This window comes from Arthrobacter sp. S2(2024), from assembly GCF_036662515.1.
In the GTDB taxonomy this organism is placed as follows: Bacteria; Actinomycetota; Actinomycetes; order Actinomycetales; family Micrococcaceae; genus Arthrobacter.
Map to the genome: position 1 here is coordinate 178,547 of NZ_JAYKZI010000001.1, position 23,031 is coordinate 201,577.

Below are 23,031 nucleotides of genomic sequence, written 5' to 3' on the forward strand. Positions count from 1 at the left end.
GGAATCACGGGTCTAGAGTCGATATATGCAGTCACAGCACCACGTTCCGGGCTTCACAGTCCATTTGTCCGGCACCGGGGACAGCCAGCAAACGACGACGGCGGGCACGTCCGCACGCGGCTTCAGGGAGCGCCGCAGGAACCGCCACGGGCGGGGCTTGCGCGGCGAAATCATCCTTCCCAACCTTCCCGGCTACCGGACGCGCGCCGAAAGGTTCGACGACCTCGTGCTCGATTCCGCTGAACGGCTGCAGGATATGTGGGGCAAACGGCTCGACGGTGTCGCGTTCGCGGTGGACGAGATCCCGCCGAACCTTGAGGAACTGGTGGCACAAGGCACCGCGGCACCGCTGGGCTCGTACACCCCGGCAGCCCGCGGCGCGGGTCCCGTCATCACCATCTATCGGCGCGTCGTCGAGCACACCACCGGCGGCCGCGAGGACCTCCAGGACCTGGTGCACGACGTCGTCGTCGAGTACACCGCCGAGATGCTCGGAGTGCCGCCGGAGACCCTGGACCCCGTGTACCGCCGCCGGTATCAGTAACCGAGCGTGACCTGCACTTTTTCGTGGCCCGCAGCGCCATCCTGGATGGTCAGGACCGAAACGCCTGGTTGATCGCCCTGGCCGAGGACGAGCGCGCCGTAGGCCGCATCCCCTGCCGCCGACACGATGTAGCCCGAAACCGCCGCGCCGTCGGACTTGTCCGGAACGCCGATGACCGCGGTGGTCCCTCCGGCGATGTCGACCGTTTGCGCCTTGTGTACCTTGCCGTCCGAGGTGACCGGCGTGTAACTGACAGTGGCCCGTCCCGTCGGCACACCGAAGCTGAGGAAACGGGTCCCGCCTTGGGGTACCGCCATCACATGCTGGCTGCCCAAACGGACCGCAGCCGGAGACCAGGCGAAGTCAACGGGGTCCTCCGCCTTGAGCCCCCGCGTTACGCGGGAGGACGCTGCGAAGGAAACATCCGAGGTAGCGCTGACGGTATACATACCGGCCGGGACGCCCGTAAGCGGCACTTCGGTCACCGAACCCGCCTTCGCGGTCACGGCTCCCCCGCCGGGCAATGCGCGCTGGCCGTTCGGCCCGTACAAGCGCACGTCCACGACGGCGTCCACAGGACCGGGAACAGTGATCTGCAGCGCCGGAACGACGTCGGCAAAACCGGGCTTGTCCGCGAGTGACTTCACGGCGGCCGGGTCCTGGACGTCCACCCCGGTCATGACCTGGGAATCGGCGGCGCCGGCACCTGGAGTGATGACCTCGACGCCACCGGCGGTGAGGCCCCGGAGGACGCTTTGCTGGATGGTTGCCGCGACCGGGCCGCCGCTGCTGCGCAAATGCACCGAGAGCTGACCCTCGTTCGGGGCCAGTCCGGCCAAATTGATGGACCGGGTAGCTCCCGGCGAAACCAGCAAGCCTCGGCTGTCCGGGGCTTGGATCTGCCCGTGGGCGCCGAACAGCTCGAGATTGACGGTAGCCGGGGTACCCGAGGCATTGCTGATGTTCAAGACCGCCGTTCGCCCGAGTGCAGTGTTCGCTCCAAGGAGCCATGCATCATTGACCGGCTGCTGGCAGGGTGCGGCCGCCAGTCCGCGGAGGTCGCCGTCGCTCGCGGTGTAGCTCATCAGGCCCGCTACCGCGGCCTTCTGGCCGCTGATGGGATCGGCGCCCACCACGGTGACGTCGCCCGCAGGCCGCTGGGCCACGACGCCGGCATTCAGCACGGGCGGCCCGGACGCAGGGGCTGGGGCGGCGGCGGGAGGCTTGGCAATATCGGCGATTGCAGAACCACCCAGCGAGGCGAGGTTGCTCCCGGGAACGGATCCGCCGGCGTCGCTGAGCACCACCGCGTCCAGGAAGCTCTTTGCCGAACGCGAAACAGGGCTGAACTGGCTGTCGGTGCCCGCGCTCGTTCCCTCGGCGAGACGGGGAGGTGCCGGACACACTGCGGCTGTCCTGCCCGCCGGGACATCCGCGAGGGTCATGTCCAGCGTTTTGCTTCCCGACGGCGACGGCAGGATCGAGGCTGCCGACACCATCCCGGCCCCAGCAGCAAGGAGCAACGTCGCGGAAAGCGCTCCCAACACAACGGCCTTGTTCTTGTTCTGGCCTTTGCTCTGGTTGTGGGCTTTGCGCTGGCCGCGCTTCCTCGACCCCGCTCCGGGCTCGGCGGCCGGTCCTTGGTTGTCAGACACTGCTGTACTCCTTACGGAGGGAGTTTTGTTCCTTCAGGAGGCCGGCTTTCGGCCTGCGGGCAGGCATGGGGATGGCCAGAAGGACGGTCAATCCAATCACCACGGCCTGCAAAATGCTGAGCCAAGGCTCCCACACGGTGGTGTAGCGGATCTCGATCTGGCCGCCCGCGGACGGCAAGGTGAATGCTTGGGCCCATCCGGACGTCGTCGGGCTCAGTTGGCGGCCATCCAACCAAGCGCTCCAACCGGCATCTGCCCGCTCAGCGAGCACCACCAGGCGTCCGTCCCCGCCCGCCGGGATGTTGCCGGTGGCAGAGGATCCAACGGAAGGCAAGAGCGCAACGACGGCACCTTTTGCGTCCACCACCCTGACACGGTGTGCCGTTTCGGCGTCGGCCGCGGCGGCCTGGTTGAGCGGCGTGACCCGCCACAGCCACCCGGAATCGGTTTTGCCCACAGCCACCAGGCCGGGCACGGAATCGATCCGGTTGGCCGTCAACGGTGCGGCGGTGTCGGCTGACTTCAGAACCACGAATCCTGCGCCAAGCTGCTCAAGGGCGGGCCGCGGGTCAACCCCTGTTCCCGCGACAATCGTGGCTACGGCGTTCCGGATGGACGCGGTAGCGTCGTCGTCGGCCACGAGGCGTTCCTGCCCGGGTGATCCCACAATGGAACGTCCGGCAGCGACAGTCGAGAGCGAGTCCAAAGTAGTACCGGCTCCGCGCATGAGGGATGACGTGTAGCCACCGTTCTCACCGCCGGTGATGACCAGCGTGCGGGTCTGTTCGGGCCCTTGGCCGTGGTCGACGGCGGTGGCCGGCAACGTGCCGGGACCTGCGGGCTGGACCAGTCGCGGCGTGCCCAGCGCGCCGCTAGCCGAGGGCGGGCTGTCTGGGCCGGCCAGGACATTCTGGGTTGCCCAGAGGCCCATGCTTGCCAGGGGTCCGGCAATAAGGAGAAGCGTCGCTACAGCGGAGACGATGCGCACTGCAGCGCGCTGGACCGGGCGGCCGTCTTCCGCCTTGGCCCTCAGGTGGAGGAGGTTATCGGCGCCGATCAGCGCCGCTCCCAGGAACGCGAACCCGGCCGCGGAAACTGCCGGACCCGTGAATGGCGCGACGAGCAGGTTGCCGTCGACTCCGGTTGCGACGTGTCCGGCGAGCCATGCCCAGCCGAGGAGCACAAGGGCTCCGGCCCAGAGGAAACGCGTGACGCGGGACCGGCCTCCGGGGACAAAGAGTGCGGCGATGGACAGGAGCAGGACCGGCGCGCCGATCAGCAGGGCAAGCGCCAGCGCCCACGGAATACCCGACGGGCCGAATAATGCCAAGCCGGCCAATCCGCCGTTGACGTCGAATTTCAAGGGTTGGCCAAGCAGTTGCTGCCACAACGGTGCGGCTTCGAATCCCAACGGGACGCCAGGATCGGCCAGCATGGTGCGGGGCCGTTCAAGCGCCGAGAGGACGCACGGCGCAAAGAGCGCGGCGCTTGGAAGCAGCGACCACCAAATGGTCCGGCCCCGCCGCCCCAAGGCGATCCCGCAAAAAACAATGAGGACGGCAAAGGGAGGAAGCAGGGATGGCGCAGAGGCAGTCACCACGGCCAGCGCCAAGCCGGCCGCGGCAGCAGCAGTCCACGACGGAGTGCCGTTGACGCCCGGCTTGCCCGGCAACGGCCTGGTTGCGGCGCGGCCGGACTGCTGGACCTGGTCCAGCGTAGTCCCGCGCCCCAGGGCCGATCCGGTGGCCCGGAAGAGTGCCAGCACCAACAAGGGCATCACTACGTGGGCCAAGAGGGCGCCGGCCCGTCCTTGGTTCACGGCGACTTGAAGGGCCGGGGCTGCGGCCCAGATCAGCGCCGCCATGAAACGGTAGCGGCGCAAGCTGGTCATCGCGCCCGCGGCAAACCAGGCGCCCAATCCTGACAGTGGCATCGCCAACAACAACAGCCACACGATCGCCGTGCTGGAATCGCTTCCCCCGAGCAATGACACAAGCCACAGGATGTAGGCGAACGGATCCCCGTGTCCGGGCAAACCCGCGCCCAAGCCAATCCACCACGTGGATGCCGACCGCCAGATGTCGCCTGCGGCGGACAACGGCAAGAGGCCGCCGCCCGTCACGCCGTTTGCACCCAGGAGCCCCAGCAACCCCACGATGGAGGCAGCCAGTGCAACAAACGCAGCGGCCACCGCGCCCGTCCCGATCCAACCCCGCTCATTCGTTGCTAGGGCCACAAAATCGTCACCTGCGTCACCGCTCGGTTCCGGAGCCAGGGAGTCGGTCTCCTGGAATTCGTCTGCGCCAATCGCCTCGACGAGGGAGCGTCGATGGGCCCAAACCTCGCGCCGCGGTGTCTGCAGGCCCTTGACCATTGACCGCGGTACGCGTCGCGTCCGGGCGGCGTTTCGCCGCGAACGCCAAATCGCCCCGGGACGGCCGAGCGCCGCAACGGTCGCGCCAAGCTGGGAAATTCCGTGACCCGGTTCTTTGACCAGGATGCTTAAGACGAGCCTCACCATGCTCCCGAGCAACGCGCCGAGCGCGTGCAGCGGAACCTTCCACGGCGAAGCGTGGGTGAGCCTCAAATGGACTTGGCTCTTGCGTGCGGCCGCAGGTGTCGCCAGGCTGTGGGGACGGTTCTCCACGTGGAACATGCGCGCCGCCGGAACCACCACCACCCTGTTGCCCGCAAGCCAGTTGCGCCAACAGAAATCGACGTCGTCTCCCACTCCGGGAAGCGCGGGGTCGAAGCCGCCCAATTGCTCCCAGGCGTCGCGGCGGATCAGCATGCCGGCGGAATTCACCGCGAAAGTGTCCGTGCGCCCGTCGTATTGGCCCTGGTCGAGTTCGTCGGCTTCTATGAGCGTCAGCCGTTCGGCCCAGCGGCTCGTGGACAGGCCGGCGTCGACGAGCCTGCGTTCCGCGTTCCAGGACAACTGCTTGCAACCGGCCACTGTGACGGAAGGTGCTCGCTCGACTGCCTGAAGCAGTTCGGCGAGTGCATCCGGGGCGGGAGCGGCGTCGTCGTGCAACAACCAGATCCATTCCACGGCTCCCGGCTCCCGCGAAGGTGGCGCCGAGCGGGCCAGGCCGGCCATGACGGCCGCACCGAAACCTGCTTTGTGTTCGCCGGTGCCGGTGACATTGTCCTTGCCGAGAGCCCGCTGCAGCAACGCGGCGGACTTGTCGCGGGAGCCCGTATCAATGCCAATGGCGGCATCTGCCGGACGCGTCTGGTCCAGCAGAGCCGCCAGGGTTCTGGGGAGATAGTTACCGCCGTCGTGCGAGACGACGACGGCGGTAACGTGTACTGCCTTGAGAATCAGACCGCTCGCTTCCTCAGCCTGCGGCGTTCACGCTCGGAGAGCCCGCCCCAGATACCAAAACGTTCATCATTGGCGAGTGCGTATTCAAGGCACTGCGAACGGACATTGCACGCACCGCAAACCTTTTTGGCATCCCGCGTGGAGCCGCCCTTCTCAGGGAAGAACGCCTCCGGGTCCGTCTGGGCGCACAAGGCGTCCGTCTGCCAGCCGAGTTCGCCTTCGTCGTCGAAGTCCCCCTGGCGCGGAAGCCCGATCCACACCGGCTGGGCCGGGTTGTCGAGCGGACGGCGCAGCTCCATCGGAGGATCGTCGAGATCATCCTCCGGATCTGCCGGCGTGCCTCCCACAAGAGCCTCGTGGGCAGCAAGAAAGGCTGTTGCCTCGTCTTCCAGCGACTCCCGAGTGGTCTCTATGTAGCGGTCCGCCGCCTGCGGATCTGCCGGGTCAACATACCAATCCCCCGGAACTTCACGCGACCGGTACTTCACCGACGCATATTCCGCGACGACTGCATCTTCCTGGATACGCAACGCTTGCCCCATGGCGTCCCTCCTGATGTGTGCAGCTGCTGCCGTGCTCATTCGGTACTCGGTTATGTACCCGATACTCCCGCAGCGGCGTTCGATATCTAATTACACGTGTGTAACTACCAAGCCGTCAAGCCGCGCCGGGATAATAATCAACTTTCCGCACTAACTCCCGCCGCGCCACGCCCGCGATTTTTTTGCCCCATCCGCGCGCTTCCGCGGAAAAACGGAAGCTTCGACTCACTTAAGATGTATTTTCATTGAATTTCAGGGAAATTGCTTGGCCCCTCAAGCGCCGTGCCGTCACCGGCCCTTGGCCCCATGTGGCGCAAGTCATACCCGCCTGCGCCGGGCCGGACGCCCCGTGGCAAGATGTAGCCATGAACACCCCCGCGATGAACCTGATGGCAGCCCTGCGCTCCGGACACGCCACATCCCCCCGACTGACCTGGTACGGGCCGGACGCCGAACGGGTGGAGCTCTCGGGACGGGTCCTGGACAATTGGGTGGCCAAGACCAGCAACCTACTCCAGGACGAGTTCGACGCCGAACCGGGCATGAGCCTTCGCCTCGACCTGCCGGCCCATTGGAAGTCCCTCGTATGGGCGCTGGCCGGATGGCAGTTGGGGATGGAACTGGTGCTCGACGGCGGCAGCGCCGACCTGCTTGTCACGGACACCCCCGACGTCGGTGCGGGAGCCGACTTCGACGCCGTCGTCGCCGTGCCGCTCGCGGCACTCGCGATGCGCTGGCCAGGAGAACTGCCTGCCGGCGTCGTGGACTACGCGGCCGAAGTCCGCTCCCACGGCGACGTGTTCATGGCGCACGCCGAACCGGACGCCGCGCTGCCGGCGCTGCGCCGCCCTGAAGCCGGACACTCGCACGGCGAATTGCTGGACGGCTTCGCCAGGGAACACGACGCCGGCGTCCGCCTGCTGGTCCGCGCCGCCGACGGCTTGGAGTCGGCCCTCGCGGACGCACTGGGCGCGTGGAGCAAAGACGGTTCAGTGGTCCTCGTGCACCCGGACGTCGACGTCACCCGGCACCTGCTGGACAACGAGCGCGTCAGCGGCGCCTAGGCACGTCAGCGGCGCTTGACCGCGTCTTCGCCTTGGTCCGAGCCAGTCTCGGAGCTGGCAACATGCATGGCCTTGGCTTTGGCCCTGTGGTGGGCCTCGATGATCTCGTGGTCATGCGAGAAGGCCGGCTCTTCGTCGAGTTCCTTGTTGAAGACCAGGAAGCGGTAGGCGAAGAAGCGCACGACGGTGGCCACGAGGATGCCGACGACTCCGGCGGCGAAGAGAACGTTCTTGTCCTGGATGTTCATGCCGTATTTGGCGATGGCGGTGAGGCCGGTGGAGATGCCGATACCAATTCCGTTGATGATGATGAACATCACGAACTCGCGCACCACGTTCTGCTGGCGGCGGTGGCGGAAGGTCCAGAAACGGTTGGCGATCCACGAGAACACGGTGGCCACGGTGGCGCCGACGAAACGGGCCTTCGCCTCACTGTCCGACATCGGGCCGTGCATGAGATAGTAGGTCAAGCCGTTATCTATGACGAACGCAACACCGCCGACAGCGCCAAACTTGGCTACTTCGCGCCAAAAGAGCGAGGCGAGCCCGCGGATGCGATCTGCAAGTGTGTTGATCATGACCCTCCATGGCCGTTGTTCTAGGGGGCCGATGGGCCGAAGCCTCCATTTTAGCTCCGATTTCTTGGAGCTTGCCCATTTGTTCCGTGCCGACGGCTTCGAGCCGGGTTCCAAGGACCCAGCGGCGAGCAGAATCTGGGAACCAGCCGCTGGTTCGGTAGGCTGAACCTTGTGACTTTTCCTGTAATTGGCGTGGTGGGCGGCGGACAGCTCGCACGAATGATGGCCCCGGCCGCAACCGCTCTCGGCTTTGAACTCCGGGTCCTTGCTGAAGGTGAGGACGTTTCCGCAGTCCAGGCCGTAGCAACGGCCCCCATTGGCGACTACAAGGACCTCGCGGCCCTTCTTGAGTTCTCGGAGGGCTTGGACGTCATGACCTTCGACCACGAACACGTTCCCACCGAGCACCTCCGGGCCTTGATCGAGGCCGGAGTCAACGTCCAGCCCGGCCCCGATGCCCTGGTGCACGCGCAGGACAAACTGGTGATGCGCGCGGCGATCGACCGCTTGGGGCTCCCCAATCCGGCGTGGGCTGCAGTCCACGGCGTCGAGGACCTCGTGGCATTCGGTGAGCAGACCGGTTGGCCGATCGTCTTGAAGACCCCGCGCGGAGGCTATGACGGCAAAGGCGTGCGCATCGTCCATTCCGCCGACGACGCCCGGAGCACCACGGACTGGTTCGACGCCATGAGCCCGCTGCTCGCGGAAGAGAAGGTTGACTTCAGCCGCGAGCTTTCCGCCCTCGTCGCAAGGACCCCCGACGGCGAATCCCGTGCTTGGCCGGTAGTCCACACCGTCCAGGTGGACGGCGTTTGCGACGAAGTGATTGCGCCGGCCCAGGACATTCCCGTAGAGGTCGCCGCGGCGGCCGAAGAGGCAGCGCTGCGGATCGCCAATGAACTCGGAGTCACGGGCGTCATGGCGGCCGAACTCTTCGAAACGCCCGGCGTTGGAGTCGGCTTCCTGGTCAACGAGCTCGCCATGCGGCCGCACAACACCGGCCACTGGACGCAAGACGGCTCCGTCACGAGCCAGTTCGAGCAGCACTTGCGAGCAGTCCTCAACCTCCCGCTCGGTGCCACCGACGCGCTCGGCGCAGTGGTTGTCATGAAGAACTTCCTGGGCGGCGACAACCAGGATCTCTTCAGCGCCTACCCCAAGGCCCTCGCCTACGAACCTGCCGCAAAGGTCCACTGCTACGGCAAGTCCGTGCGGGCCGGCCGCAAGATCGGGCACGTGAACCTCGTCGGCAACTCGACGGCGGACGTCGACTCCATCCGACGCCGCGCCACCGTAGTGGCCGACATCATCCGCGACGGCCGCATGCCGGCCGAAACCACCTCCGAGGAGACCGCATGAGCGCAGAGAACATGGAAGCCGAAAACGCGGATGCGGCTGTCGCCGCCCCGATCGTAGGCCTCGTCATGGGCTCCGACTCCGACTGGCCGGTCATGGAAGCCGCGGCGGACGCCCTGGCAGAATTCGGCATCCCTTTCGAAGCCGACGTCGTCTCAGCTCACCGCATGCCCACGGAAATGATCCGATACGGCCAGACTGCCCATGAACGTGGCCTCCGCGTCATCATCGCGGGAGCCGGCGGCGCGGCCCACTTGCCGGGGATGCTCGCCTCCGTCACCCCGCTGCCCGTCATCGGCGTCCCGGTCCCGCTGAAGACCCTGGACGGTATGGATTCCTTGCTGTCCATCGTGCAGATGCCCGCCGGTGTTCCCGTCGCCACGGTGTCCATCGGGGGCGCCCGCAACGCCGGCCTCCTGGCAGTGCGCATGCTGGCGTCCGGAACCGACGAGCTGGCCGTGCGGCTTCGCGGCGAACTGCTCGAATTCGCCCAGGAGCTCAACAACACCGCCACCGAGAAAGGCGCCCGGCTCCGCGACAAGGTCGCCGAAGTCTTCTCCACCGCGAACGTCTCCGCCCGAAGCAGTCGTTAAGAGCCCGGGCAGCCGTTAAGAGGTCATCCCCGGCAATCCCGAATGTACCGTCCCGCAATGACAAGGATCCCCTGCCGTGTACCAGCTTGAGAATGTTCTCCGCCCCTACGCATGGGGATCGACGACGGCGATCGCCGCTCTGCTGGGAAGGCCCGCCTCGGGCGGTCCGGAGGCGGAGTTGTGGATCGGAGCGCACCCAGACTCGCCGTCCGTGGCCACCCGTCCGGATGGATCGTCCGTCGCCTTGGACGCCCTGATCAAGGTGGACCCCGTGCATTTCCTCGGTGAAACGAGCGTGGCCGAATTCGGTCCGCGCTTGCCGTTCCTCACCAAGCTCCTTGCGGCCGACAAGCCCCTGTCCTTGCAGGTCCACCCTCGCTTGCAGCAGGCCAAGGACGGATACGCGAAGGAAAATGCCGCAGGCATGGCGGCGGACGCGCCCGAGCGCAACTACCGGGATGACAACCACAAGCCCGAGATGATCTTTGCGCTGACCCCGTTTCACGCCCTCTGCGGTTTCCGTCCGGCCGCGGATTCGCAGCGTGTCTTCGAGCATCTCGCAACCCTCCTGGACCTTGCCGCCGTCGACGTCCCGGACGTCATCACGGGAGTCATCGCGGATCTCTCCGAGCCCGATGAGCCCTCGGCACTCAAGGCTGCGTTCACCCGGCTGATTACCGGCGGGGATGCCGTCTCCGCCGCCACCGATCAGGTGGTTTCCATCCTGAAATCGGGCGCACCGATGGGTCAGCACGCCGCGGAACTCTCCACCTTGATGGACATCAACAATGAGTTCCCGGGCGACCCCGGTGTCCTGATTTCGCTGCTCTTGAACCTCGTCTTCCTGTCCCCGGGCGAATCGGTGTACCTGCCGGGCGGAAACGTCCACGCCTACCTGAAAGGCCTCGGTGTCGAGGTGATGGCGGCCTCGGACAACGTGCTCCGTGGCGGCCTCACCCCCAAGCACATCGACGTCCCCGAACTCCTGAAGACCATCGAATTCGCTTCCCTCGGCGTACCGCGCATCGAGCCCAGGATCTCCGGATTCGGCCAGGATCTCTATGTGCCGCCCTTCAAGGAATTCCAGCTCCAGCGCATCGAGTTGGCTCCCGGAGCGGAACCGGTGCCGATGGCGCAAGCCGGTCCCGCCGTCGTCGTCGTGGTTTCGGGTTCCGTGGTGCTCGACTCCCCCAAGAGCGAGCTCGCCGTGGAACGCGGCGGGAGTGCCTTCATCCCGGCATCCGAAGAGCCCGTGATGGTGCACCCGGTTTCCGGCGCAACGGGAACCAGCGTCGCCTTTGCCGTCACAACCGGCTTGGGGAATTAAGGGGTGGAGTACTTCCTGCAAACGCCCGCATGGGCGTCCTTCCAGCGATCCCTCGGCCGCACCGTGCACGAGGAGTCCGGTCCGGGGTGGCGTTTCCTCGCCGTGGAGGAAAAGAACCCGGCTGGAAAGGTCATCTACTCTCCATACGGCCCCGTGGCCGACTCGTTGGAAGCCTTCGACGAAGCCCTGGCCGCGCTGGTGGCGATTGCGCGCCGCAGCAAGGCGGTGTTTGTGAGGATGGAACCCGTCACTGCTGGATTTGAAGCGGCCGACGCCGCTGCGGTGCTGGGGGGACGCGGCCTGCAGCCCGCGCCGTCCAACCAGCAGCCGGAATTGAGCTGGATCGTGGATCTGGACGGCGACTTCAAAGACGTCCTTGCGGGCATGAAACCCACCAACCGGAACCTGTACCGCAACATCCATAAGAAGGGCGTCACCTTCCGGTCCTCGCAGGATCCTGCAGAGATCTCGATACTTCTCGACTTCCTCCACATGACAGCGGCACGCAACGGCTTCAAGCCCCAGAGCGACGACTACCTGAGCTCGGTGGCCCGCTCCCTCATGCCCGCTGGTGCCGGCACGCTGTTCATCGCCGAACTCGAGGGCGAACCCATTGCGGCCGCCTTGGCGTACGACTCCGCCGACACCCGCACCTACGCCCACGCAGCGCTCGATGACACGCACCGCAAGCTCAGCGCGGGCATTCCGTTGCTCGTGACGCTCATGGCCGATGCCAAGGACAAGGGGCTCAAGCACGTCGACCTGTGGGGCGTGGCCCCGGAAAACGAGCCCGACCACAAGTGGGCCGGATTCACCGCCTTCAAGAAGTCCTTCGGAGGCAGGGAAATCGCCTACCCCGGCACCTGGGACCTTCCCGTCAACAAGCTCCGCTACGGGGCCTACCAGCTGGCCCGGAAGCTGCGCGAAAAGCTCCGCTAGGGTCCCTTCGCGCGAACTGGCAGCAGATGCCCTCAAAATCCAATTTTGCGGGCATCTCCTGCCAACTCGCGGCCAGTCCACAGCGCGCGGCGGACTTTCGCTACGACTTCCGGCCGGGGCCCGAGCAAATCATCATGGTGGACCCGGACTTCCCGCCAACCCAGCCGTTCCGTTAACGCCTGGCGCCTGATGTCCTTCTGGTATTGCTCAGCTTCTCCATGATGCCGCCCGTCGTATTGGAGAGCCACCCGCTCCTTGAGGTATGCGGCATCGGGCCACACGGCGGGGGCACCCCACTCATTGAAGATGACGTGATTCAGCGTGGGCTCAGGCAAACCAGCATGCAGCAATATGAGGCGCATTTGCGTTTCCTGCGGCGAATCCGCGCCGACTCGAACGAGATCCAGGGCCAGCCGGGCCTTGCGGACGCCGCGCATTCCTGGATGGGCTGCGACCATTGCCTTCAATTCGTCAACGGTCGCCAATGCCTGACGCGGCCTGGGATGGTTTTCGCCGTGCTCGACGACGATCGAGTCGCCCGCCGCAATAATGTCATCGATACTCATCACATGGGCCAAGTCCAGCCACGTACGCGCAGGCGAGGTAAGCCGGACGCCGTCGAGCATCATCACTTCACCCAGTTTGAAAGTCAGTTGGTGCCCAACAACGTTGCGTCTCCGCGGTTTCCAATTCTCACTGGGTCGGGCGAGGTGAATCCGCCAGTCCGCTTCGAGTTCTTTGGACAAACTGATGCCATGGATCCGCGCCGCGGAACCATGGCTCAGGCAGCACTCTGGATCGAGCTCGGTGTAACCCCGCAAGTGCTCCGCAACCGTCCCGGTGCTGTGGAGCGGCAGGCGCAGTCCCCTCGACAACGTGACAATGCCCTTGCGGCGCAGTTGCTTCGGGCTCAGTCCGAGGCTCTTAGCGGCCGACGCCGGAAAGGAACCGTTTGGAAGCTGCGGGGGCATCGGTGTCCGGGACATGCTCAATTCTTGCCCGGCTTCAAGCCCTAATTTGCGTTATCCACAGGACGGATTCAGCGGCTTAACGCGAACTGGCAGCAATTGCCTCCAAATCCCGATTCAGAGGGCATTTGCTGCCAGTTCGCGCTGGGGGGTGGGTCCTACTTGCGGGCGTAGCCCTCCCACTTGCTGGCCTGGTGCTCGCCGTCGACGAAGCGGATGGTGCCGGACTTGGAGCGCATCACGATGGACTGGGTCAGGACCTTGTCCTTGGAGTAGCGCACGCCCTTGAGGAGGTCGCCGTCGGTGATGCCGGTAGCGGCGAAGTAGCAGTTGTCGCTCGTGACGAGGTCGTTCGTGGAGAGGACGCGCTCGAGGTCGTGTCCGGCGTCGATGGCCTTCTGCTTCTCGTCGTCGCTGGTGGGCCACAGGCGGCCCTGGATGACACCGCCGAGGGACTTGATGGCACAAGCGGCAACGATGCCTTCGGGGGTGCCGCCGATGCCCATCAGGGCGTCGACGCCGGTGCCGGAACGTGCAGCGGCAATGGCGCCTGCGACGTCGCCGTCCATGATGAACTTGGTGCGGGCGCCGGCTTCGCGGATTTCCTCCACCAGCGGGCGGTGGCGGTCGCGGTCCAGGATCATGACGTTGAGCTGGTTGACTTTGACGCCCTTGGCCTTGGCGATCAAGTGGAGGTTCTGCTTCACCGGGAGGCGCAGGTCCACCATGTCGGCTGCTTCGGGACCCGTGACGAGCTTCTCCATGTAGAACACGGCGGAGGGATCGAACATGGTGCCGCGCTCGGCAACTGCCAACACGGCGAGGGCGTTGTTGATGCCCAGCGCGGTCAGGCGGGTTCCGTCGATGGGGTCGACGGCGACGTCGCACTCGGGTCCGGTGCCGTCACCGACGTGCTCGCCGTTGAAGAGCATGGGGGCTTCGTCCTTTTCACCCTCGCCAATGACAACGACGCCGTTGAAATGGACGGTGTGGAGGAAGGAGCGCATGGCGTCGACGGCGGCGCCGTCTGCCTTGTTCTTGTCGCCGAATCCAACCCAGTGGCCGCCCGCAATGGCGGCAGCTTCGGTAACCCGGACAAGTTCGAGGGCCAGGTTGCGGTCCGGCTCATCGGTCCCGACGGCGAGCGCCGGCGAAATCGTGGAATACTTCTGGGACATTGGCGCTGGAGACACGTGAACCTCTTCTTCGATGACGCGATTCGTGGGACCAGGAATGGCTGGGCTTGGCGGCCTGAATGATTCCTCTAGAAGAGATCATAGTCGGGGCGGGGTGGCGCGGTCATGGGATGACCAACTCCCGGAACGCCCCTTGCGCGGACCGGCCGATGTGTATTAGCCGCTTGGATAGGAGACTATTGAAGCGTGAGTGAAACGCAAGACAAAGCAATTGCCGCCGCCCCCTCCGACGGCGGAGGCACGGGCGCAGCTGGCGCCGACGACGCTGGTCAGGCCGCGGTGAAGCCCGTTATCCCGGCGAAAGCAGCCAAAAGGGCCAATGCGTCGGTGATTGGCATGCTCATCGCCTTGCTCCTCTGCGTGCTGGCGTTCCTGCCGATTGTGCTCATGAATCCGGCGCCAAAGAGCAACGGTTACAAGCCCAACGTCGATGTGGCGGCAACCGCCGCCAATGCGAAAGATGTGGCCGGTTTCACACCGGTGGCGCCGGATACCGGCGACACATTCAGTCCGAACTACGCCCGCTGGTCATCCGGAACCGGCGATGGCGTGCCCACGTGGGAGGTCGGATACGTCACTCCCAAGCAGGCCTTCATCGGCATTGTCCAGACCCGCAAGGCCAACCCAACCTGGATCTTCCAGCAGACCGGCAGTGCTCCGGTTACCGGAACGCGCAGCGCCGGCGGCCACGACTGGGAGCTCCACGACACGGCCAAGGGCAACCGCAGCATGGTCCTGAACTACCGCGGCACCACGATCATCCTGAGCGGCGGCGCCGGCCTGGACGAGTTCTCCACCTTGGCCACCGCAGTGGTCAAGGCAATGGACGTAGCTCCGGTCGCTTCGGCGGACGCGAGCACGAAGCCGGGCGACACAGTTTCGCAGCCTGGCACCACAAAGCCGTAAAGTAGCGCCGTGGCTACCTATCTGACTCCTGCACTTGCCTGGCGCCGTCTGCGCGAAGGAAACGAACGCTTCGTCGCCGGGGAGTCCATGCACCCCAACCAGGACGCTTCCCGCCGGCATTCCCTGGTGGAGGACCAGCACCCCTTTGCCGTGATCTTCGGTTGTTCTGATTCCCGCCTGGCCGCCGAAATCATCTTCGACCTCGGCCTGGGCGATGCCTTCGTGGTCCGCACCGCCGGTCAGGTGATCGACGACGCGGTGCTCGGCTCGCTGGAGTACAGCATCTCCCAACTGCATGTTCCGCTCATCGTGATCCTTGGCCACGACAGCTGCGGCGCGGTGACCGCGACGAAGAGTGCCGTCGAGACCGGTGAAATGCCGGCAGGTTTCATCCGTTCCCTCGTGGAGCGCATCACGCCTTCCGTCCTCACCGCAATGCGCAACGAGCAGACGGACGTCAACGAGATGGTGGTGGAGCACGTCAAGCAGACGGCCCGCCGCCTTGCCGACAGTTCCCGTGTGATTTCCGACGCGATCGACGACGGCCGGGCCGCCGTCGTCGGGCTTTCCTACAAACTGGACGAAGGCCGCGCGGCGCTTGTTTCCGGGATCGGCAAGCTCTAGGCCGGATGCCGGGCCGCCCCGAAGGGGCGGCAAGCGGCGGCCGTAGCTTTGTTCCACCGGTTTTCGGTCAAGCGGCTGCTCGCCATAAGCTAGCCCCATGACTTCCACTCAAGAATCCAACACGGCCGAGTTCCGTATTGAACATGACACGATGGGCGAAGTTCGCGTTCCTGTGAACGCCCTGTACCGCGCCCAGACGCAGCGCGCCGTGGAGAACTTCCCGATCTCCGGCAAGACGCTTGAGCGCGCGCACATCGAGGCCCTGGCCCGCGTCAAGAAGGCCGCGGCCCTGGCGAACGCTGAACTTGGGGTGCTCGACGGCGAGCTCGCCGAGGCCATTGCCAACGCTGCCGATGAGGTTGCCGCCGGAAAGTACGACGGCGATTTCCCCATCGACGTCTTCCAGACCGGTTCGGGCACGTCCTCCAACATGAACACCAACGAGGTCATTGCCGAGCTGGCGACGCGCGCCCTCGCGGCCGCCGGGAGCGACAAAGTTGTCCACCCGAACGACCACGTCAACGCTTCGCAGTCCTCCAACGATGTCTTCCCGACGTCGGTCCACGTCGCCGCGACGTCGGCCCTGATCAACGACCTGATCCCGGCCCTCGAGTACCTGGCTGCTTCCCTGGACCGCAAGGCCGTGGAGTTCAAGGACGTCGTCAAGTCCGGCCGTACCCACCTCATGGACGCCACCCCGGTGACCCTTGGCCAGGAGTTCGGCGGCTACGCAGCGCAGGTCCGTTACGGCGTCGAGCGCATCAACGCCGCCCTCCCCCGCGTCGCCGAGGTCCCCCTGGGCGGCACCGCGGTCGGCACCGGCATCAACACCCCAGAAGGCTTCCCGGAGCGCGTCATCGAGCTGCTCGCAGCCGACACCGGCCTGCCGCTGACCGAGGCACGCGACCACTTCGAAGCGCAGGCCAACCGCGACGGCCTCATCGAGGGCTCCAGCCAGCTGCGCAACATCGCCATTTCCTTCATGAAGATCAACAACGACCTCCGCTGGATGGGCTCCGGCCCTAACACGGGACTCGGCGAGATCTCCATCCCGGATCTCCAGCCGGGTTCGTCGATCATGCCGGGCAAGGTCAACCCGGTCATCTGCGAAGCCTCGATCATGGTCTGTGCCCAGGTCATCGGCAACGACACCGCCATCGCCTGGTCCGGTACCAACGGCGCCTTCGAGCTCAACGTCGGCATCCCCGTCATGGCTGCCAACCTGCTCGAATCCATCCGCCTCCTGGCCAACACCAGCCGCGTCATGGCCGACAAGATGATCGACGGCATCACCGCGAACGTCGAGCGCGCCCGCTTCCTGGCCGAGGCTTCCCCGTCCATCGTGACCCCGCTGAACAAGTTCATCGGTTACGAAGCAGCGGCAAAGATCGCCAAGAAGGCCGTTGCGGAGGGTTTGACCATCCGCGAAGCCGTGGTCTCCCTGGGTTACCTCGAACGCGGCGAACTGACTGAAGAGCAGCTCGACAAGGCCCTCGACGTCACCACCATGACCCGCCCGGCCCACAAGGCCTAGTTTCCAGCCAGCCCGACTGGCCAGCCCGACGGCGGCCGGCACCTTCCCCACGGAAGGCGCCGGCCGCCGTCGTCGTTTCTGCCCGCATAGGATTTCTTGCACTTTCTAATCAAAAGTGCAAAACTTTACTTTGTGGAAAATAGTGCAATTAACGACGGCGGACTCCGGGAGCGCAAGCGCGCTCAGACCCGCGCGGCGATCTCCGCCGTCGCGCGGTCCTTGACAGCCCAGCACGGACTCAACGGCTTCACTGTCGAGGAAGCCTGCGAGCAGGCCGGCATATCGCGGCGGACCTTCTTCAACTATTTCCACACCAAGGAAGACGCAGTGATCGGCTCGTTCTCCGACGAGCTTCCCGAAGACGCGCTGGAAGCCTTTAACCGCAATCCCGATCGTGCAGCCGGCACGATCTCCGGCTCGCTGCTGTCCGCCCTGCGGCACTTCACCCTGGCGGTCCTCGAGCGGTCCACCGTCAGCCCTTCGGAGATCCGCCAGCTCATCGCCGCAGTCAAGGCCGAGCCCCAGCTCCTTGGCCGGTTGACCCGTGAAGGCGAAGTCCGCGAGCGCCAATTCGCAGAGCTCATCGCATCCCGTGAAGGCCTCGCCGCGGACCATGCCGAGATCGTCATGGCCGCGGCGGTCTTCGGCGCCGTCACCAAGAAGACAAGCCAACAGTTCTTTTCCGAAGAGAACACCGAGCCCTACCGCGAACTGCTGGACCGGAACCTCCACGCAGCCCGTACTCTCTTCGCCCAAGCGCTGGACACCCACCCCGTCGAACCCCAGAAGGACCAACCGTGAGTACCACCCTCAAGACCAAAGCGGCCGCACCGCTGCTCTTGACCCAGAGAAGGATCTGGATCATTTTCTCGGCGCTCATCGCCGGAATGCTGCTCTCGAGCCTGGACCAGACCATCGTGTCCACGGCCATGCCCACGATCGTCGGCAAGCTCGGCGGCGTGGAGAACCAGGCCTGGATCACCACGGCCTACTTGCTGGCCACCACCATCGTCATGCCGATCTACGGCAAATTCGGTGACATCCTGGGCCGGCGGAACCTCTTCCTCATTGCCATCGGCTTGTTCACCGCAGCTTCCATCGGTTGCGCCTTCGCCACCGACTTCTGGGGTTTCGTGATCTTCCGCGCCATCCAGGGCCTGGGCGGCGGCGGCCTGATGATCCTGTCGCAGGCCATCATCGCGGACATCGTGCCTGCCAAGGAACGCGGCAAGTACATGGGTCCCCTCGGTGCCATCTTCGGCCTCTCCGCCGTGGCCGGCCCGCTCCTGGGCGGCTTCTTCGTCGATCACCTGACGTGGGAATGGGCTTTCTACATCAACATCCCCGTCGGCATTGCGGCGTTCACGATCGCCTGGTTCACGCTCACGCTGCCGAACAAGAAGGCCGAAAAGCGCATCGACATCCTGGGCGTGCTGCTGCTGTCCGCTGCCACGGCCTGCCTGATCTTCTTCACCGACTTCGGCGGCAAGAAGGACCAAGGCTGGGACTCCCCGCTCACCTGGGCCTTCGGCGCCGGCATGGTGCTTGCTGCCTTCCTCTTCGTCCTTGTGGAGCGTAAAGCCGAAGATCCCATCATTCCGTTGAGCCTGTTCAAGAACCGGATCTTCATCAACGCCACGGCCATCGGCTTCACCCTGGGCTTGGGCATGTTCGCCGCTATCGCCTTCGTGCCGACGTTCCTGCAGATGTCCTCCGGCACCTCGGCCGCCGTCTCCGGCCTGCTCATGCTGCCGATGATGGTGGGACTCATGGGTACGTCGATCTACTCCGGTATCCGCATCTCCAAGACCGGCAAGTACAAGATGTTCCCGATCCTCGGAGCGAGCCTCACGATCGTTGCCATGTTGTGGCTCACGACCCTCACGGCGGCAACTCCGATCTGGGTCATCTGCATCCAGCTGTTCATCTTCGGCGCGGGCCTGGGCTTGATCATGCAGGTCATCGTCCTCGTGGTGCAGAACGCCGTTCCAGCCGAGCAGATCGGCACGGCAACGAGCACCAACAACTACTTCCGCGAGGTCGGGGCTTCCTTGGGCGTCGCCGTCTTCGGCTCGATCTTCACCACGCGGCTCGCTGAGTCCCTCACCAGGGCATTCACAGGCGCGGGTGCTTCAGCCTCACAGGCCGCACAGTCCACCAGCAAGCTTGACCCTCAGACGCTGGCCCAACTGCCGGTCCAGGTCAAGGACGCCATCGTCAACGCCTACGCCGATTCACTGGCACCCGTGTTTTGGTACCTCATCCCGTTCATCGCCATCGCCCTCCTCCTCGCGATCACCCTCAAGCAGATCCCGCTCTCCGACACCGCCGGAATGGTGGCCCGGGGCGAGGCCGTCGGGGGCGCCGAGGCCGAACGCCTTGAAGCCGAACGCCTCGGAGTGTCCGCGGAGGGACGCGGCGAAGGGTCCGCCGAGGGTTCCGGCGAGGGTTCCGGCGAGGGTTCCGCCGAGGGTTCCGGCGAGGGGTCTCGCGCCGTAGACGCTGTTCCGGAGTCCGGCCCGCTGGGGGACAAAGACGGCGAGCTCGCCCGGCGCTGAGCCCGGGACATGCCCGCCCTTGGCTCGGACCAGTGGACATATGGGGAATCTGTCCACTGCCGGGACGCAAGGCCGGGCATGTCCTCCGGGCCGAGCATCTGGCTTAGGCTGGAACGCATGAGTTCAGAGCCCGAAGAATCCGCGAACATCAGCCCGGCCGTTCGATGGGGACTCGGGGCAGTCCTTTTCGGCCTCCTGGCCGTCTCGATAGCCTCCGCCAAGGGCGAATGGTGGACCATCGTCGGCGCTATTGCCTGTGGTGCCGCCGCATGCCTCTTCGCTGCCCGCGCGATCCTCGCGGCCCGTCAATCCCGCTGATATGCGACGGCGGAACCTGGCTCCAGCGCAAGCCGGATGGTTTCGCGGTGGCCGGCACTGATCTCAGGCAACTCGTCGAGGGCAAACCAGCCGACGGCGATTGACTCGTCGTCGTTGACGCGGGCCTCTCCCGAGACATAGCGGCATTTGAAGGCAATATCCAAGAAGTCGCACACGTCTCCGTTGGGATACGTGACCGGGCCGATCACGCCCACCGCCAGGATGCGCTCGGTTTCGGCCACAACTGCAGTCTCCTCGAAGATCTCGCGGAGCAAACCAGGGGCCGGATGCTCCCCGGGTTCCAGCATTCCGGTGATCAAGGTCCACCGGCCGTTGTCGGCCCGTTGGCACAGCAGGACCCGGTTCTCCTCATCCAGGACCACGCCCCGGACGCCGGGTAGCCACAGCGGATCATTGCCGATCTTCTCGCGGATTTCCCGGATGAATTCCGGGACCGGCACGGCCTAGCCCGCTTCCGTTGAATCAGCCACAACCAACACGAGCTCTGCCTCCGCTTCCAGATCGGATCCGCCAGTAGGGCGAGTATCCCACCGGCGATGCCCGAATGACAGCGGGCAAGGCGGCTCAAATGGTCGCTTCTCGCTCCGTTTGCCCACAGCTCTCCTCACGCCGGCAGAGCAAACATGGCCGCAGCGGCACCGGCCAGCATGAACGGCCCGAACGGTATCGAAGATTTCAAGGTTCCCCGCCGGGCAGCAAGGACTCCCAGGCTCCACAGCCCACCGAAGAGGAACGCCGCAAATGTTCCGGCAAAAACATGCGCCCACCCCAGATAGCCAAGGTAAAGGCCGAGGACACCGGCCAATTTGACGTCGCCGAAGCCCATCCCCGGCGGGTAGACCAAGCGCAGGATGAAATAGAACACCCACAGCACGGCTCCCCCGGCCACGATTCCCAAGGCGGGCACCCCGAGGAAGGAGGCACCGCCGTCGGGCGCTGGTCCAGCCGCTCCCCCAGCCAAAGTGACGGCTGCCGCCGCGCCGAGCAGCAACGCACCGGCGATGGCATAGGACGGGAAGACGATCCGGTTGGGCAAGAGGTGGTGACGGACGTCGATGACCGTGAGCCGCGCAGCCATGACCGCAAAGTACACACAAGCTGCGAGCAGCAGCCAGAAGGCCGGGAAACTGGTCCCCCACAATTCGCCGAGTCGTCGGATCACCCTCGGATGCTATCGGTTTTCTCAAACCTTCGCCGGTTACGCACGCTTAGACTGTGGATATGGGGCGCTACAGTGCAGAAATCCAAGGCAATTCCGACGCCGACATGTCCTCCACCTTCCGAAACCTCTGCCGTTCCTCCCCATGGAAATGGACGAGCCTGAGGTTCGAATACCTGGACCGGCCGGGCAACGCGGAGGCCACCGTGCGTGCCTGGCTGCGCCGGCCCGGAGCGCTTCGGCTCGAAACCGTCGACGGCGCGTTGCTGCATAGCACCACGGGCATCAACGACTCCCGAGACGGGCTTTACCTAGGCTCCAAGCGAAAGTCCTGGCTTTTGCCGGCCCACTTGGTGACCCCCGTGTACGACTCCGCCGGCTTGGTCCGCCGGCGCCCCGAGGCAGCGTACGGTGAACCGTCGTTCGGGAACGGTCGGCTCGCGGCTGCCCTCGATCCTGTCGAGCTCGCCGGAAATGCGCCGGTGCCGATGGAGTTTCCCGAGTCCAACAGGGTGTCGTTCGGCGCCATTCGGGAAGTGGAGCACGAGGGGCGTCCGGCGCTCGAAACCATCGCGACGCCGGGATCCAGTTACGTGGCTGCTGATGCGGCAACGCCGCTCTGTTTCCCTGGGCGCACGCTGTTGCGGGTGGACTCGGGAACGGGCGTGTGCGTCTCCAGCCAATCGCTCGACGGCGATACCACCGGCCACGGGCATTGGATGCGGATCCTGGGGGTGGACGAATACATGCTGGACGATCTGTTCCTCGCCGAATCGATGAACCTCACCGACGTCCGGAAGCACATCAGTTGGGACATCGGTCCCCGTGCATGAGCGCGGCCCCGCCCTGGAACGCTAGCTCACGTATATCGGGTTTCCGGCCGACCCCCGCTCACATATATCGGGTTTCCGGCCGACCCCCGCTCACATATATCCGGTTTCCGGCCCACCCCCGCTCACATATATCGGGTTTCCGGCCGACGCCCGCTCACATGTCCGCTAGGCTTCCCGGATGAATGAGCTAAGCGCCATCTGGCCCTTCTTCGGCCTCACCCTGACCACACCCCGCTTGGAGTTGCGCCCCATACAGGACGCCGACATCCCCGCAGCCGTCAAGGCCGCCCTCAGCGGCATTCACGAGCCTGGGAAGTCCCCCTTCAGCAACCCCTGGACGGAACTGCCCAAGGATGAGTTGGGTGCCAACATGGCCCGGTGGTATTGGCGCTGCCGTGCGGGAATGACTGCGGAATCATGGACGCTCCTCCTCGGCATCTGGCATAACGACGAGTTCATTGGCTGCCAGGATATCGAGGCGAAGAACTTCGCATCGTTGAAGACCGTCTCCACCGGCTCCTGGCTCAAGAAAGGCGCGCAAGGCCTAGGCCTTGGCAAGGAGATGCGCGCGGCCGCCCTCAGCTACGCCTTCGACTACCTGAACGCCGAAGTAGCGACATCCGAAGCTGCCATTTGGAACAAGGAATCCTTGGGCGTTTCCGCCAGCCTCGGCTATGAATCCAACGGCATTTACCGCGACCAATGGGGCATCGACGTCGTGGAGGTCCAACGCGTTCGACTCACCTCGGGCTCCTTCGCCCGACCCGATTGGAAGCTAAAGGTGGAAGGCCATGAAGCCACAGCACAGTTCCTGGGTTTGTGAGCGAGCGTCGGGGGAAAACGCCACATACCTGAGCGAGCGTCGGGGGGAAACCCCACATACGTGAGCGAGCGTCGGGGAAAACCCCCACACACGTGAGCGAGCGTCGGTGAGAGAGCGACAACGATCGACGCGCGGAGGGCCGTGGCCAGGCGAACCTGGCCACGG

The 23,031-nt window shown here is 65.2% G+C and carries 22 protein-coding genes; 14 read left to right on the forward strand and 8 right to left on the reverse strand.

Annotated features, from left to right (window positions below; all coding sequences use genetic code 11):
• Positions 1-25: 25 nt before the first annotated feature.
• Positions 26-544: a metallopeptidase family protein gene (locus VLA65_RS00725; RefSeq protein WP_332601521.1), complete on the forward strand. Its 519-nt coding sequence runs from the start codon at positions 26-28 to the stop codon at positions 542-544.
• Here VLA65_RS00725 and VLA65_RS00730 read toward each other — a convergent pair.
• From VLA65_RS00730 to VLA65_RS00740, 3 genes are read right to left on the reverse strand one after another with little or no spacing between them, the layout of a single operon-like run.
• A complete protein-coding gene (locus tag VLA65_RS00730; protein ID WP_332601522.1) occupies positions 538-2,199 on the reverse strand; it encodes a DUF5719 family protein in 1,662 nt (553 codons plus the stop codon). The two genes, VLA65_RS00725 and VLA65_RS00730, sit on opposite strands and share 7 nt — an antisense overlap.
• A complete protein-coding gene (locus VLA65_RS00735) occupies positions 2,192-5,524 on the reverse strand; it encodes a glycosyltransferase family 2 protein (protein WP_332601835.1) in 3,333 nt (1,110 codons plus the stop codon). The genes VLA65_RS00730 and VLA65_RS00735 overlap by 8 nt, the downstream gene beginning before the upstream one ends.
• Positions 5,524-6,069, reverse strand: coding sequence for a WhiB family transcriptional regulator (locus VLA65_RS00740; protein WP_084784377.1), 546 nt, complete (start codon positions 6,067-6,069; stop codon positions 5,524-5,526). Before VLA65_RS00740 ends, VLA65_RS00735 begins: the two co-directional genes overlap by 1 nt.
• A 365-nt stretch (positions 6,070-6,434) precedes the next feature.
• On the opposite strand from VLA65_RS00740, the gene VLA65_RS00745 reads away from it, so the two are divergent.
• Positions 6,435-7,133 (forward strand): TIGR03089 family protein, encoded by a 699-nt coding sequence (locus VLA65_RS00745; protein WP_306961184.1) that lies wholly within the window; start codon positions 6,435-6,437, stop codon positions 7,131-7,133.
• 5 nt (positions 7,134-7,138) lie between these two features.
• On the opposite strand, the gene VLA65_RS00750 is transcribed toward VLA65_RS00745, so the two are convergent.
• Positions 7,139-7,711, reverse strand: coding sequence for a GtrA family protein (locus VLA65_RS00750; protein WP_284989853.1), 573 nt, complete (start codon positions 7,709-7,711; stop codon positions 7,139-7,141).
• Between the two features lie 171 nt (positions 7,712-7,882).
• Here VLA65_RS00750 and VLA65_RS00755 point away from each other — a divergent pair, with 171 nt between their 5' ends.
• The 4 genes from VLA65_RS00755 to VLA65_RS00770 all read left to right on the forward strand — a co-directional run bounded on the left by VLA65_RS00755 (position 7,883) and on the right by VLA65_RS00770 (position 11,926).
• A complete protein-coding gene (locus VLA65_RS00755) occupies positions 7,883-9,070 on the forward strand; it encodes a 5-(carboxyamino)imidazole ribonucleotide synthase (RefSeq protein ID WP_084784711.1) in 1,188 nt (395 codons plus the stop codon).
• Positions 9,067-9,660, forward strand: a complete 594-nt coding sequence (gene purE, locus VLA65_RS00760) for a 5-(carboxyamino)imidazole ribonucleotide mutase (RefSeq protein WP_306961180.1) — start codon at positions 9,067-9,069, stop codon at positions 9,658-9,660. Before VLA65_RS00755 ends, purE begins: the two co-directional genes overlap by 4 nt.
• 76 nt (positions 9,661-9,736) lie before the next feature.
• Positions 9,737-10,987, forward strand: coding sequence for a mannose-6-phosphate isomerase, class I (gene manA, locus VLA65_RS00765; RefSeq protein ID WP_284989858.1), 1,251 nt, complete (start codon positions 9,737-9,739; stop codon positions 10,985-10,987).
• 3 nt (positions 10,988-10,990) lie between these two features.
• Positions 10,991-11,926: a lipid II:glycine glycyltransferase FemX gene (locus VLA65_RS00770; protein WP_307052648.1), complete on the forward strand. Its 936-nt coding sequence runs from the start codon at positions 10,991-10,993 to the stop codon at positions 11,924-11,926.
• Positions 11,927-11,958: 32 nt separating this feature from the next.
• Here VLA65_RS00770 and VLA65_RS00775 read toward each other — a convergent pair whose 3' ends face one another.
• Both VLA65_RS00775 and glpX read right to left on the reverse strand, forming a co-directional pair.
• Positions 11,959-12,912, reverse strand: coding sequence for a hypothetical protein (locus VLA65_RS00775; RefSeq protein ID WP_332601523.1), 954 nt, complete (start codon positions 12,910-12,912; stop codon positions 11,959-11,961).
• A gap of 140 nt (positions 12,913-13,052) precedes the next feature.
• Positions 13,053-14,072: a class II fructose-bisphosphatase gene (glpX, locus tag VLA65_RS00780; protein ID WP_171983398.1), complete on the reverse strand. Its 1,020-nt coding sequence runs from the start codon at positions 14,070-14,072 to the stop codon at positions 13,053-13,055.
• A gap of 204 nt (positions 14,073-14,276) precedes the next feature.
• On the opposite strand from glpX, the gene VLA65_RS00785 reads away from it, so the two are divergent.
• From VLA65_RS00785 to VLA65_RS00810, 6 genes are all read left to right on the forward strand, one after another.
• Positions 14,277-14,996, forward strand: coding sequence for a DUF4245 domain-containing protein (locus VLA65_RS00785; RefSeq protein ID WP_059387955.1), 720 nt, complete (start codon positions 14,277-14,279; stop codon positions 14,994-14,996).
• 9 nt (positions 14,997-15,005) lie between these two features.
• Positions 15,006-15,620 (forward strand): carbonic anhydrase, encoded by a 615-nt coding sequence (locus tag VLA65_RS00790; RefSeq protein ID WP_059387956.1) that lies wholly within the window; start codon positions 15,006-15,008, stop codon positions 15,618-15,620.
• A gap of 97 nt (positions 15,621-15,717) precedes the next feature.
• Positions 15,718-17,154: a class II fumarate hydratase gene (locus VLA65_RS00795; RefSeq protein ID WP_284990418.1), complete on the forward strand. Its 1,437-nt coding sequence runs from the start codon at positions 15,718-15,720 to the stop codon at positions 17,152-17,154.
• Positions 17,155-17,286: 132 nt separating this feature from the next.
• A complete protein-coding gene (locus VLA65_RS00800; RefSeq protein WP_306961173.1) occupies positions 17,287-17,955 on the forward strand; it encodes a TetR/AcrR family transcriptional regulator in 669 nt (222 codons plus the stop codon).
• A complete protein-coding gene (locus tag VLA65_RS00805) occupies positions 17,952-19,712 on the forward strand; it encodes an MDR family MFS transporter (protein ID WP_332601524.1) in 1,761 nt (586 codons plus the stop codon). Before VLA65_RS00800 ends, VLA65_RS00805 begins: the two co-directional genes overlap by 4 nt.
• Positions 19,713-19,829: 117 nt before the next feature.
• A complete protein-coding gene (locus VLA65_RS00810) occupies positions 19,830-20,030 on the forward strand; it encodes a hypothetical protein (RefSeq protein WP_059387958.1) in 201 nt (66 codons plus the stop codon).
• Here VLA65_RS00810 and VLA65_RS00815 read toward each other — a convergent pair.
• Positions 20,018-20,491 carry an NUDIX hydrolase gene (locus tag VLA65_RS00815; protein ID WP_332601525.1) on the reverse strand — a complete coding sequence of 158 codons (474 nt, stop codon included), beginning with the start codon at positions 20,489-20,491 and terminating at the stop codon, positions 20,018-20,020. The genes VLA65_RS00810 and VLA65_RS00815 overlap by 13 nt on opposite strands.
• Positions 20,492-20,655: 164 nt before the next feature.
• A complete protein-coding gene (locus VLA65_RS00820) occupies positions 20,656-21,213 on the reverse strand; it encodes an A24 family peptidase (protein ID WP_332601526.1) in 558 nt (185 codons plus the stop codon).
• A 59-nt stretch (positions 21,214-21,272) separates the two neighbouring features.
• On the opposite strand from VLA65_RS00820, the gene VLA65_RS00825 reads away from it, so the two are divergent.
• Together VLA65_RS00825 and VLA65_RS00830 are read left to right on the forward strand one after the other, a co-directional pair.
• Positions 21,273-22,043, forward strand: coding sequence for a hypothetical protein (locus tag VLA65_RS00825; protein WP_332601527.1), 771 nt, complete (start codon positions 21,273-21,275; stop codon positions 22,041-22,043).
• 178 nt (positions 22,044-22,221) lie between these two features.
• On the forward strand, positions 22,222-22,866 hold the full coding sequence (locus tag VLA65_RS00830) for a GNAT family N-acetyltransferase (RefSeq protein WP_332601528.1): 645 nt from the start codon (positions 22,222-22,224) through the stop codon (positions 22,864-22,866).
• The last annotated feature ends 165 nt before the right edge of the window (positions 22,867-23,031 follow it).